We start from the raw sequence: 12,960 nt of genomic DNA on the forward strand, positions 1-12,960 counted from the left end.
GGCTTCCATCGTGCGCCAGCGCCCTATCATGGATACATCAACGTTGGGACGCGGCTCGCCTGCGCGTTCCGCACTGCAAGGGGGTATGCATGAGATACCTGATCGTTGGCGGCGTCGCCGCCGGCACCAAGACCGCAGCGAAGATCAAGCGCTGCGACCGCTCCGCGGACGTACTCGTCATCACCAAAGGTCGCGATATCAGCTATGCGGGTTGTGGGCTGCCCTATTACGTGGGAGGGGACATCGAGACCCGTGAGGAGCTCATCGTCAACACGCCCGAGGCATACGCCGGCCTCACCGGCGTGACGGTCCAAACCGGCCAGGAGGCGATTTCACTCGATGCCGCGGCAAAAACCGTGACCGTCCGTTCCGAGAACGGTGAAGAGCGCGCCGAGGCATACGACAAGCTAGTCATCGCCACGGGCGCCAACCCGTTCATGCCGCAGGTCGCAGGCATCGACCTGCCCGGCGTGTTCGGCCTGCGCACCCCGGACGACGCGACCGGCATCCGCGATTACATCAAGGATAACGCCTGCCGTCGCGCCGTCGTCTGCGGAGCCGGCTTCATCGGCCTTGAAATCGCGGAGAACCTCATGGCCCAGGGTCTCCAGGTCACCGTCATCGATGCGATGCCCCAGATCCTGCCGAACGTGCTCGACCCCGAGATGGCCGGCTTCGCCACCCGTCAGCTCAAGGCGGCCGGCATGCGCGTGCTCACGGGCACCGCGCTGACCGGCATCGCCGGCGAGACGCGCGCCGAGGGCGTCCAGACCGCGACCGGCACACTCCCCGCCGACATCGTCGTGGTCGCCATCGGCATCCGCCCGGCGACCGCGTGGCTTGAGGGATCGGGCATCGAGATGGTCAAGGGGACCATCGTCACCGACGAGTTCTGCGCGACCAACCTGGCGGATGTCTACGCCGCCGGCGACTGCGCCATGGTGCGCAACGCCCTCACCGGCAAGCCCGCCTGGAGCCCCATGGGGTCCACGGCAAACATCGCCGGCCGCGCGCTCGCCCGCACGCTCACCGGAACGCCCACGAGCTATCCGGGCGTGCTCGGCACCGGCGTCGTCCGACTGCTGCCCACGCTGAACGCCGGGCGCACCGGCCTCACGGAGGCGGCGGCCCGCGAGGAGGGCTTCGATCCCGAGAGCATCGTCGCCGTCGTGGATGACAAGGCCCACTACTACCCCGGCTCCTCGAGCTTCTTCATCAAGCTTATCGCCTGCAAAAAGACCCATCGCCTGCTCGGCGTTCAGGTGCTCGGAGCGGGCAACGTCGACAAGGTCGTCGATATCATGGTCGAGGCGCTCTACCAGAAGTTCAAGGTCGAGGACCTCGACCTCATGGACTTCGCCTATGCGCCGCCGTTCTCCACGGCCATCCATCCGCTCGTGACGGCCGGCTACATCCTCGAGAACAAGCTCGCCGGCCAGCTGGAATCCTTCACGCCCGCCCAGTACGCCGCAGGCGAGGCGGCCGGTTACGCAGTCATCGACGCGCTGCCCGCGCCCACCATCCCCGGCGCCGAATGGATCGACCTCACAAAGGTCGCAGGCGAGCTGCCCGGCCACGCCAAAGACGAGAAGCTGCTGCTCGTGTGCGCCAAGGGCAAGCGCGGCTACTTCATGCAGAACCGCCTCAAGGCAGCCGGCTACACGAACACGCGCGTGCTCGAAGGCGGCATCACGTTCAACGAGGTCAAGGTCCCGCGCCCCGCGGGCAAAAAACTGCCCGCCGCCGAGATCAAGCGCCTGAAGGGCTTGGGCTGCCTGCAGGACAAGCGCTTCGACGACGTGTTCAACATCCGTGTCATCACCCGCAACGGCAAGTTGACGAGCGCCGAGCAGAAGACGGTCGCCGAGGCCGCCGAGACCTACGGCACCGGCGAGGTCACCATGACCACGCGCCTCACCCTGGAGATCCAGGGCGTGCCGTATGACAACATCGCCGCCTGCATCGAGTTTTTGCAGGACCACGGCCTGGATTCCGGCGGCACCGGCTCCAAGGTCCGCCCCGTCGTCTCCTGCAAGGGCACAACCTGCCAATACGGCCTGATCGACACGTTCGATCTGTCCGAGAAGCTGCACGAGCGCTTCTACGTCGGATACCATGGCATCGAGCTGCCGCACAAGTTCAAGATCGCCGTCGGCGGCTGTCCCAACATGTGCGTCAAGCCCGACCTCAACGACCTGGGAATCGTGGGCCAGCGCATCCCGCAGATCGACCTCGGGAAGTGCCGCGCCTGCAAGGTCTGCCAGGTCGTGAAGGCCTGCCCCATGGGCGACGCACAGGTCGGCCCGGACGGCAAGATCACCATCGATGAGAGCCTCTGCAACCACTGCGGTCGCTGCGTCGGCTCCTGCCCGTTCGGCGCGGTGACCGAGGAGCTCACCGGCTACAAGGTCTATATCGGAGGACGTTGGGGAAAGAAGACCGCCCACGGCCGTGCGCTCGAGCGGATCTTCACCAGCGAGGACGAGGTCATGGATGTCGTGGAGCGCGCCATCCTGTTCTTCCGCGACGAGGGCATCTCGGGCGAGCGCTTCGCCGACACCGTGGCGCGCCTGGGCTTTGAGTACGTGCAGGACAAGCTCCTGACCGCACCCATCGACAAGGAAGCCATCCTCAACAAGAACGTGGTGGGCGGCGCGACCTGCTAGCATACGGTTCACGCTCGCAAGGGGCGCCACGGGAAGCATATCCCGCGGCACCCCTCATATACCGCCCTCACAAGCGCCTACACCAGATCGAAAACAGTCAGCGCGCCTGCTGCCAGCAGCAAAACGGACAGGGCGACGTCGCCGACACGATTGCCGTACACCGCCTCGCCACGAGGACCAGACCAGATGACGTACACGATGTAGAGCATGAACAATACGCTCGCTACCATGAAGGCATCGGCAGCAAGAGGCATCCCGCCCGCGTCGCACAGACTCGCGATAATCCGAGTTACGCCTGCGCCCGCAAACGCACTATTCGCGCGAAACAACCGTCGGCGCTCTGAACCCTTCCGCTCCATCAACCGTGAACCTTTCGATCCCATCAATAAATCCCTGCGGAGTCAATTCCCGCTTGGGTCTGGTAAAGCACGCCATCATCGTCATACCATCTCTTCAGGATTGTGACAACGTAGATCCCGCCGTTAGGATCGTCTGGGACAGAGCCCAGAATCCAAACCGCCGCAACTGCGGCACCCAGCGCAACGTCTAGTGCGGGGATGCCAATGCGGCCGACAAAGAGGCTCGCAACATTTGCCGCAGTTGCGTAGGGCCCGAATATTGCCCGGATCTCAGCAAAGGATATTTGATACCTCGTATATGTTCTGACAGGTTGATTTACACGCTGAACAACATCTTCATCGCCATAGCTTTCTGGCTCCGATGACAAATACAGAGTCGCACCCGTGAAATCAGACGTCACCTTTCCAGTCTCCACATCAAAAAACAAATGATTGGATTTTCCCGTGGCCTCATCCTCAATGGTAACAGTGCGAACTCCGCCGGCTTCGGACAAGCTGATGATTTTCTTAGAACCATTATCGTTGATCGTTATTGAACCGTTCTGGTTCTCTCCAATCGAGATACCCGCAGAGCTGAGTATACTTTCATCATTCGACATACCAAACGCAGCGGCAACTGGAGAAACTCCCTGGAAGAATAACGCTGCCGTCACGATAGCCGTCATCAAACGCTTACCCTTCATCATCTTCCTTTCTCGCCTGCGTTTCGAACCAATCCAATTGAAGAGGTGCCCTATTGATTCAGTTTGAGCCGCACCCTTGACTCAAGAACCCAACATGCTGTCTGTTTCTTCTACATGGGACACACCTCCTTCATGGTGAATCTACATGTGCACCCACAATCACCTATCGCATGTGCTTATGAGGAATCGGAAGGGTGCATAGGCTACTGCAGCTTGCGCCAACAATACTGAAATGACACGGCATTTCGTATAGACAACCGATATGTAATATCGCGACAAGAGTGTCTACAGGGTTACCTATCCAGCTCACGTGCAAGAAGAGCGACAAAGCCCTCCGCGATTTTCACATCCAGAATCCCATACGCCTCACGTCGAGCCGAATGACTTGTTCCGAACGAAACATGCAAACGCTCAAGAATCTGCGACCCCATCTGGCCTCGTCCCAGAAACATGGCCGTCATACATTCACAATACTCCGCACAAGCGCCATTTGAGGAGCCTGCGACGAGTGCTATGTCACCGTCAGCATAAAGCGCCCAACTCGATGCACAGCTGCCATGAGCACGGGTACAATGGGGTCATAACAACGTCATCGCGAACGAAAGGACCCCCATGGCAACATGTGAACATGCCGCTGCGGCGGGCGGGCAGACCGCGCCGATGCAGTTCGAGGAAAACAACCTCTCCGAGGTCAAGCGCGTCATCGCCGTGCTGTCCGGCAAGGGCGGCGTGGGCAAGTCGCTCGTCACCGGCTCGCTCGCCGTCGAGCTCGCGCGCGGGGGCGCCAAAGTCGGCATCCTGGACGCCGACATCACCGGTCCGTCCATCCCCCGCATGTTCGGCATGGGCGACCGCCGCGCCCACGGCCTGGGCAAGCTTCTGCTCCCCGAGATCTCCGCCACGGGCATCAAGGTGATGTCGTCCAACCTGCTGCTGCAAAACGAGACCGACCCCGTGCTCTGGCGCGGCCCGATCATCGCCGGCGCCATCAAGCAGTTCTGGAGCGACACCTCGTGGGGCCCGCTCGACTACCTGCTGGTCGATATGCCTCCGGGTACGGGCGACGTGGCGCTCACGGTCTTCCAGTCGCTGCCCGTCGACGGCATCGTCGTGGTCACCAGCCCGCAGGACCTCGTGTCCATGATCGTGGCCAAGGCGGTCAACATGGCCGACAAGATGAACGTGCCGATTCTGGGCATCGTCGAGAACATGAGCTACGTGCAGTGCCCCGACTGCGGGCGCGCCATCGAGATCTTCGGTGAGAGCAAGCTCGACCAGGTCGCCGAGACCTACAACCTGAAGGTGCTCGACCGCCTGCCCATCGACCCCGCGCTCGCCGCCGCATGCGATGCGGGCACCATCGAAGCCGACCTTCCCGCAGGTACCCTGCCCCTCACGCTCGCGGCCGCCCGTGCCGTCGAGGCGCACGAGGGCGACGAGGATAAGCAGGCATAGGTGGCCGGCTCTCCCATATATGATGTAGCGATCATCGGCGGCGGCGCCTCAGGGCTCGCCGCCGCCCTGTCTGCAGGCAGGACAGGACAGTCGGTCGTCCTCATCGAACGCGATGTCGAGGTCGGCCTGCCCATCCTCGCCACCGGCAACGGGCGGTGCAACCTATCCAACGCCGACCTCGACCCTGCACGCTACCGGCACCCCGACATCGCGCGCACCGTCATGGGCGATCATCCCGAGGAGGAGCTCGCGCAGCTCTTCGATTCGATCGGCCTTCTGACCTGCGAGATCGACGGTCGCCTGTATCCATACAGCAAGCGAGCCGACACCGTGCGCGACGCCCTGGTCGCCACCGTGGCCAAGCTCGGGGTCGATATCCGGTGCTGTGCCGAGGTCGAACGCGCCGTGCATGATGACGCCGACGGATGGCAGCTCGAGCTCTCGGTCCCCGCAGGCCCGCTCCCGACGCCCAAAAAGCCCCCCGCGGACTTTCGCGCCCATCTGCGCGGGCTGCGAAAAGAACTCAAGCGCGCGCCGCGCACGAGAGAGCGCGTATCCGCCCACCGCGTCATCATCGCCTGCGGCGGTGCGTCTGAGGGCGTAGCCGGCTTGTTCGGCCTGCCCCATATCGAGGAGATGCCGGTGCTGTGCCCGGTCGCCTGCACGCCGCGGCCCGACACCACCGCGCTCAGCCGCCTCGACGGGCTCCGCGTCGACTGCCGTCTGTCGCTCATGCACGGCAACGCGCGCTGCTGGTCCGAAGAGGGTGAGGTGCTGTTCCGTCCGTACGGCATCTCCGGCATCGTCGCCTTCGACCTGTCGCGCCGCGTGAAGGCGGGTGACATCATCGAGCTCGACCTATTCCCTTCCTTCTCGGAAGGGGAGCTCATCGAACTGTTCGACAGGCGCTGCGCCGTCGCCGGCATGCCCGAGACAGCGGGCCCCGCTTGGTTCTGCGGCATGCTCGCCCCCGCTTTGGCGGCCCATGTCGACGCGGTCTCCGAGCACGCAGGCGGTCGAGGCGTCCGCGCCTATGCTCATGCCTGCAAGCATCTCGCCTTCACGGCAGCGGGGACGACGGAGCACGCGAGCGCCCAGGTGCGGCGCGGGGGCATACCGTTCGATGCGGTCGATCTGCCCGACCTTTCCGTCAAGCCCTCGTGCGCGCCGGCGCTTTCGGTCAGCGGCGAGGCGCTCGACATGGATGCGGACTGCGGGGGCTTCAACCTCGCCTGGGCCTGGCTCTCGGGCCTGCGTGCCGGCGCGGTGCGTCCGTAGGAGGGCGAGCCCCTGGACACGCCCCTGCGATGGCGCCAGCCCCATCCAAAGGCCTCGCACCGTCTCGGGGCGTGCAGAGGGGACGTTGCCTGCAGCAGCCCTACACGAGCCGACCGCTCTAGGGAAACATTGATTTATGGCCTTCAAGCCCCGCAGGACGGGGCGAACGACCTCCGCGCATCGTGGAGCGAGGCCCTGCGGCAAGGCTCAGCCACTGCATCTACCAGGTCACCCTCTAAAAGGGTACAGTTACTGGGTATAGTTAGCGGGTATCCTGTGGTTTCACCGATGCCCGGGGCATATCGGAACATAAATCAGCGGTTCTCTAGGCTGCACCCGGCGTCAAACCATCTACCATGTAGCCCATGCACATCCCGATACGCGAAAGGCGCGCCATGCTAGAGATCACCCAGATTCCCGTCAGCCTCGATACGGGAGCGACCGAGCAGGGCTGCCTTGACGCCTGCCGCTCCGAAGCAGCCCGTGTGCTCTCCTGCAGGCCGGAGGACCTCGCACATGTGGAGCTCCACCGCAAATCCGTCGACGCGCGCAAGAAGCGCGAGGTCCACTTCGTCCTCAGCGCGCATGTGAACCTGCGCACCCGCGCGGCGGAAGAGGCGGCGCTGCGGCGCCTGTCCGCGCGCAACGCCTCCCGGGTGCGCAAGATCGATGACACCCCGGTCAACTACCCCGCTCCCCTGCACGCCTCCCGTCGGCCCGAGATACGGCCCGTCGTCGTCGGCGCAGGGTGCGCGGGGCTGTTTGCCGCCCTCACGCTGGCCGAGGCGGGCCTGCGCCCGCTGCTTATCGAACGCGGTGACAACGCCGAGCGGCGCACGACGGCCATCGACCGTTTTATCAAGACCCGCGAGCTCGACCCCGAAAGCAACATCCAGTTCGGCCTGGGCGGGGCCGGCACGTTCTCCGACGGCAAGCTCAACACGGGCACCAAGAACCCGCATCACCGGTTGATCTTGCAGACGATGGTGGATGCGGGCGCCGCGCACGACATTCTCTGGGACGCGAAACCCCATGTGGGCTCAGACGTCCTGCCCCTGGTCGTCACCCATATCGTTCGGCGCATCGAGCAGCTGGGGGGCGAGGTCCGCTTCCGCTGCCGGATGGTCGACATAGAGCGCACCGTCACAGGGGCACCGAAGGCCATCACCGTCGAGCAGGACGGGGGTGCGGGCGAGGCCACCGAGCGCATCGCCGCAAACCGTATCATCCTCGCGTGCGGCCATTCGGCGCGCGACGTGTTCGAGCTGCTCGTACGTCGCGGATTCGCCGTCGAGCGCAAGACGTTCGCCATGGGCGTTCGCATCGAGCACCTGCAGGCGGATATCGACCGCGCCCAATACGGCCCTGCTGCCGGCCACCCCGCCCTCGGGGCCGCCCCCTATAAGCTGGTGGCCCACATGCCGAACGGCCGCAACGTCTTCACGTTCTGCATGTGCCCGGGCGGCGAGGTCGTCGCCGCAGCCTCCGAGGCCGGCGGCGTTGTCGTCAACGGGGCCAGCCTCCACGCCCGCGCGGGCGTGAACGCGAACGCGGCGCTGCTCGTTAACGTGAATCCCGACGACCTGCCGGGCACGGACCCGCTCGCAGGCGTCGAGCTGCAGCGCCGTTGCGAGCGCAGGGCGTTCGAGATGGGAGGCGGGGACTACCGCGCCCCCGCGCAGCTCGTCGGCGACTTCCTTTCCGGGCGCGAAAGCGCACGCGTGGGCCGCATCCAGCCCACGTACCCCCTCGGAGTCACCTGGACCGCCATCGACGAGGTGCTCCCTTCGCACATCGTCGAGACGCTGCGAGCCGGCATCCCCGCCCTCGGCAAGAAACTGCGCGGCTATAGCGACGACGAGGCCGTGCTCACCGCCATCGAATCGCGCTCGAGCTCGCCGGTCACCGTCGTCCGCGATCGCTCCTGCACCGCCCTGGGCGCGCCGGGCATCTACCCGTGCGGAGAAGGCGCCGGCTACGCGGGCGGCATCATGAGCGCCGCAGCCGATGGCATTCGTTGCGCCGAGGCGCTCATCGACAGCCTGTAGCGACCCGCCTCGATGGGTTGGTTGGGGACGTGTTCGTTTCAACCCATCTGTCGAGCCGCCTCCGTATCCACGATGGTCCGACAGGGGCCAGTGAAAAGGGCCCCGCCGCGCTTCGCGACGGGACCCTCAACATGCCAAGATCGAATCTGAAGCTACGCGCGGTCCCTGCCGAACAGGCGCACCGGAGCCGCGATCGAATCCTCGACGGAGCCGACGCCCTGCAGGGACACCGCGCCGTACACAAAGCCCCATGCAGCAACGAAAAGCATGAGCGAGGCGACTCCCTGAGCCCCCGAGACGCCCGCGAAGCCCATTGCCAGCGCAAGCGCCAGCACGGCGACCACGACGGCCACGCACAGGGAGACGACCCAGCGGCCCGCACCCATGCGGTCCATCTCAAGCGAGACGGCAACCAGGTACAGCGCCGCGAACACGCCCGCGAATGCGAGGACGCCGGCATAGTCGCCCATGGTCGTCGGGAAGAACAGTCCCCAGAAGCCGAGCGCGAACATCGCGATCTCGAATGCGACCTCGACCCATGAGAGCACCCAGGTGCTCTTGGATGCGAACGAGCCCACAAGCGACAGGGCGCCCGCGACGATTCCGCAGACAGGAAGCGCGCCGATCACGCCGTCCAGCCCGCTGCCCGCAACGCCCAGCACGCCCGAAGCGGGAACGACGAAATTGTATGCGGCCATGACGAAGCAGCACGCGGCCATGACGACGAGGTTCCACTTTGCCTGCAGAAGGTGCCGCTTGACACGCCCCAACAGATCGACGGTCTGATGTCTCATCGGTTACTCCCCCCATGTATATCCCTGTGGTGAAGTATACCGCAGCCTAAAGGAAACGCCGATGGATTGCCCCGCGGAAGGCGCACGCCTATTTCTTGAAGCGCGCCCCCTGCCTCTTGCGGCCGCCACCGAATGCGGAGCCCTTGCGCGCATTTTGCCTCAGGCGGTCGATGATCTCCTCCTCGCTGCCGCCCTCGACAAGCGCCTTGAGGTGCACGAGCGCATCGCGCAGACGCGCAGCCTCCTCGAAATCCATCGCCTCGCTCGCGCTGCGCATGTCATCCTCCATCGTGGCGATGATCCGCGCGATCTCATCGGACGGCAGGTTCGCGAGCTCGTCGGCAAGTTTGGCGCCGGTCGTCTCCTCCATGGTCTCGCCGCCCGCATCCTCGCTGCCCGCCGGGGTGAAGAACGCGCCGTGCCCGAGCGTGTCGCCGCGGCTGCGGTCCTTCTTGCCCACCGTCTCGGTCGCCTCGGCGATGAAGCTCGAGATGTCGTTGATCGCCTTGCGCACCGTCTTGGGCTCGATGCCGTGCTCCTGGTTGAACGCCATCTGGATCGTACGGCGCCGACTCGTCTCGTCGATCGCCTCGCGCATGGACTCGGTGATCGTATCCGCGTACATGATGACCTCGCCGTCGGCATTGCGCGCCGCGCGACCAATCGTCTGGATCAGCGAGCGGCGGTTGCGCAGGAAGCCCTCCTTGTCGGCATCCAGGATGGCGACAAGCGACACCTCGGGCAGGTCCAGGCCCTCGCGCAGCAGGTTGATGCCCACCAGCACGTCGATCTTGCCCTGGCGCAGGTCGCGCAGGATCTCGACGCGATCGAGCGTCGCGGTATCAGAATGCATGTAGTTAACCTTGATGCCCGCATCGAGCAGGTGGTCGGTCAGGTCCTCGGCCATGCGCTTCGTGAGCGTCGTCACGAGCACGCGCTCATGGCGCGCCGTGCGCTCGCGGATCTCGTCAAGCAGATCGTCGATCTGCCCGCGCACCGGGCGCACATCGATCTTGGGGTCGAGCAGGCCCGTCGGACGAATGATCTGCTCCACGTTGTTCTGGCTCACGCGCAGCTCGTAGTCGCCCGGCGTCGCGCTCACGTAGATGAACTGCGGGATGCGCGCCTCGAACTCGTCGAAGCGCAAGGGCCGGTTGTCGAGCGCCGACGGCAGGCGGAACCCGTGCTCCACGAGCGTCACCTTGCGCGAACGGTCGCCTTCGTGCATACCGCGAATCTGGGGGACCGTGACGTGGCTCTCATCGATGATGCACAGCATGTCCTTGGGGAAATAATCGATCAGCGTGAACGGCGGCTCGCCCGGCTTGCGCCCGTCGAGATGGCGCGAGTAGTTCTCGATGCCCGTGCAGAAGCCCATCGTCTCAAGCATCTCGAGATCATAGTCGGTGCGCTGCTGCAGCCGCTGGGCCTCAAGCAGCTTGTCGGACGCCTTGAGCTCCGCCACACGGCCCTCGAGCTCCTCTTCGATGGTCTTCAGGGCGTGCGTCACCTTGGGCTTCTCGGTCACATAGTGCGAAGCGGGCCAGACGGGAATCGCATCGTACTCGCGCAGGATCTCACCGGTCACCTCGTCGATCTCGGCTATGAGCTCCACCTCGTCGCCGAAGAACTCGAAGCGCAAGGGATGTTCCGCATACGGCGGGTACACGTCGACCACGTCGCCGCGCACGCGAAACGTGCCGCGCGCCAAGTCGTAATCGTTGCGATCGTACTGGATATCGATCAGCGCGTGGATGAAGTCGTCACGCTCGAGCGGATCTTTCTTGTCGACATTCGGCGCCAGACCCGCATAGTCCTCGGGACTGCCGATTCCGTAGATGCATGAGACCGACGCCACCACGATCACGTCGCGACGGGACAGAAGCGAGGCCGTCGCCTGGTGGCGCAGCATCTCGACTTCCTCGTTGATCGACGAGTCCTTCTCGATATAGGTGTCGCTCGACGGCACATAGGCTTCGGGCTGATAGTAGTCGTAGTACGAGACGAAGTACACGACCGCGTTGTGCGGGAAGAACTCCTTGAGCTCGCTCGCGAGCTGTGCAGCAAGGGTCTTGTTGGGCGCCATCACGAGGGTCGGTTTGCCGAGGGCCTCGATGGTCTTGGCCATCGTGAAGGTTTTTCCCGAGCCCGTGACGCCCAGAAGCACCTGGTACCGGTCGCCGTCCTCCACGCCCTTAACCAGTGAAGCAATTGCCTGCGGCTGGTCTCCCGAGGGCTCATAGGGTGAAACGACCTCAAATTTGGCAGCCTCGCCCGCCATGCCGAACCGCTTGAGCTCGCCTCCGACGCGCTCGACCTCAAACTGCGACATGGGTACTCCCCTCTTCGATCGACCTACAGGAAGCTATCGGGATACAGCTCGCGATACCGCTCGTGCGCCGTCGTGACGCGCGCGAGATACGATTGGGTTTCAGGGAACGTGATGGCATCGGAAAGCTCATCGCCCGTCTCCGTCCAACTGTCCACATTGCCCATGCCCGCATTGTACGCCGCGATGGCATGATCGGTCGCGCCGTTGAAATAGGAAATCAGGTACGAGAGGTACGCGCAGCCGATCTCGATATTCGTCGCGGGGTCGTCAAGATTCGAGGAATCATACACCCCTCCGTCGACAAGCCCTTTCACAACCATATCGTGCGCCGTCTCGGGCATGAGCTGCATAAGACCCTGCGCGCCCCTGTCTGAGCGAGCCGTCGGGTCCCAACCCGATTCGGTCTCGATGACGGCGGCCACGAGATACGGATCGACTCCGTGATTGGTCGCCGAGGTAAGGATTTCCTCCTCATAGCGCAGGGGATAGAATACCTGGAACAGCTGGGCGGGAGCGTAAGCATAAGCCCATGACACCACGCCGAACAGCAGCACGATCACGATGGGTACCGTGCGATACCAAGCGAACAGGCGAGGGCGGCGCGTCATTGGGTGACCTCCTGGGCGGACAGCAGATGACGATCAGCAAGCCACTGATCAAGAGAGCTAAACAGGCTATCATCTCCAGCGGTATTGTCAATCACAACCTGCGCAAGGGCGCACAGGCCCTCCTCAGAAGGCTGGCAAGAGGCGCGCTCGTCAAACGCGAGCCCGTCCATGCCGCGCTCGATAGCACGTTCTCGACGGACATCCAAAGGGGCCGTGATGGCGATGATCTCATCAGCCAGCCCGAACGCGTCGGTAAATGCAGATGCCACCGATACCTCGACGACAACGAGCTCGGGATCGGGAGCCGTTACGGTACAGCAGAGCGGCGGAAGCAGACGCAAGGACAGCTGCTCGATGAGAACAGGATGAACGAGCGCGTTTAAGTCAGCAGAATCCTCAGGGGTAGCGAAGGCGACACGTGAAAGCTCCCTGGTATCGATACCTCCATCGGGAGCAAGGACATCGTATCCGAATCGCTCAGCGATATCGAGAACCAGCTGAGATCCCGGCACATAGAGATCTTTCGCCATGGCGTCAAGATCAATTCGCAGGGCCCCGCGCTGCTCAAGGTAGCGAGTGGCGCATGATTTACCTGAGGCGATATTGCCGATAACGAATGCAGTGTACATATACTTCGTTTCTGTTGCGTTGAACTGCGTTGTGTCGATTACAGCATATCAATGTAGCAGAACAAAAGCCGAGAACCAAGCGCGAGCCGCACAGGCTAAACCTATACA

Annotated in this window: 10 protein-coding genes; 4 read left to right on the forward strand and 6 right to left on the reverse strand. The window is 63.8% G+C overall.

The window, feature by feature from the left end:
- The first annotated feature begins 89 nt into the window (after positions 1–89).
- On the forward strand, positions 90–2,666 hold the full coding sequence (locus tag QVN30_RS08210; RefSeq protein WP_289836029.1) for an FAD-dependent oxidoreductase: 2,577 nt from the start codon (positions 90–92) through the stop codon (positions 2,664–2,666).
- Between the two features lie 77 nt (positions 2,667–2,743).
- Here QVN30_RS08210 and QVN30_RS08215 read toward each other — a convergent pair whose 3' ends face one another.
- Together QVN30_RS08215 and QVN30_RS08220 are read right to left on the reverse strand one after the other, a co-directional pair.
- Positions 2,744–2,896: a hypothetical protein gene (locus tag QVN30_RS08215; protein ID WP_289836030.1), complete on the reverse strand. Its 153-nt coding sequence runs from the start codon at positions 2,894–2,896 to the stop codon at positions 2,744–2,746.
- A gap of 152 nt (positions 2,897–3,048) precedes the next feature.
- The gene (locus tag QVN30_RS08220; RefSeq protein WP_143753800.1) at positions 3,049–3,711 is read right to left on the reverse strand and encodes a hypothetical protein; all 663 of its coding nucleotides are present in this window, start codon (positions 3,709–3,711) and stop codon (positions 3,049–3,051) included.
- Between the two features lie 609 nt (positions 3,712–4,320).
- Here QVN30_RS08220 and QVN30_RS08225 point away from each other — a divergent pair.
- The 3 genes from QVN30_RS08225 to QVN30_RS08235 all read left to right on the forward strand — a co-directional run bounded on the left by QVN30_RS08225 (position 4,321) and on the right by QVN30_RS08235 (position 8,489).
- The gene (locus QVN30_RS08225; protein WP_087200726.1) at positions 4,321–5,163 is read left to right on the forward strand and encodes an Mrp/NBP35 family ATP-binding protein; all 843 of its coding nucleotides are present in this window, start codon (positions 4,321–4,323) and stop codon (positions 5,161–5,163) included.
- The gene (locus QVN30_RS08230) at positions 5,164–6,441 is read left to right on the forward strand and encodes an NAD(P)/FAD-dependent oxidoreductase (protein ID WP_289827334.1); all 1,278 of its coding nucleotides are present in this window, start codon (positions 5,164–5,166) and stop codon (positions 6,439–6,441) included.
- A 395-nt stretch (positions 6,442–6,836) separates the two neighbouring features.
- Positions 6,837–8,489 (forward strand): NAD(P)/FAD-dependent oxidoreductase, encoded by a 1,653-nt coding sequence (locus tag QVN30_RS08235; protein ID WP_289836031.1) that lies wholly within the window; start codon positions 6,837–6,839, stop codon positions 8,487–8,489.
- Between the two features lie 152 nt (positions 8,490–8,641).
- Here QVN30_RS08235 and QVN30_RS08240 read toward each other — a convergent pair whose 3' ends face one another.
- From QVN30_RS08240 to coaE, 4 genes are all read right to left on the reverse strand, one after another.
- Complete coding sequence (locus QVN30_RS08240; RefSeq protein ID WP_289836032.1) at positions 8,642–9,283, reverse strand: hypothetical protein; 642 nt, start codon at positions 9,281–9,283, stop codon at positions 8,642–8,644.
- An 88-nt stretch (positions 9,284–9,371) separates the two neighbouring features.
- Positions 9,372–11,615 carry an excinuclease ABC subunit UvrB gene (gene uvrB / locus QVN30_RS08245; RefSeq protein ID WP_066834681.1) on the reverse strand — a complete coding sequence of 748 codons (2,244 nt, stop codon included), beginning with the start codon at positions 11,613–11,615 and terminating at the stop codon, positions 9,372–9,374.
- A gap of 23 nt (positions 11,616–11,638) precedes the next feature.
- Complete coding sequence (locus QVN30_RS08250; protein ID WP_289827328.1) at positions 11,639–12,223, reverse strand: lytic transglycosylase domain-containing protein; 585 nt, start codon at positions 12,221–12,223, stop codon at positions 11,639–11,641.
- Positions 12,220–12,852 carry a dephospho-CoA kinase gene (gene coaE, locus QVN30_RS08255; protein WP_289836033.1) on the reverse strand — a complete coding sequence of 211 codons (633 nt, stop codon included), beginning with the start codon at positions 12,850–12,852 and terminating at the stop codon, positions 12,220–12,222. Before coaE ends, QVN30_RS08250 begins: the two co-directional genes overlap by 4 nt.
- Positions 12,853–12,960 lie beyond the last annotated feature (108 nt).

The sequence above is a fragment of the Collinsella ihumii genome (assembly GCF_030385545.1).
GTDB lineage: Bacteria > Actinomycetota > Coriobacteriia > Coriobacteriales > Coriobacteriaceae > Collinsella > Collinsella ihumii.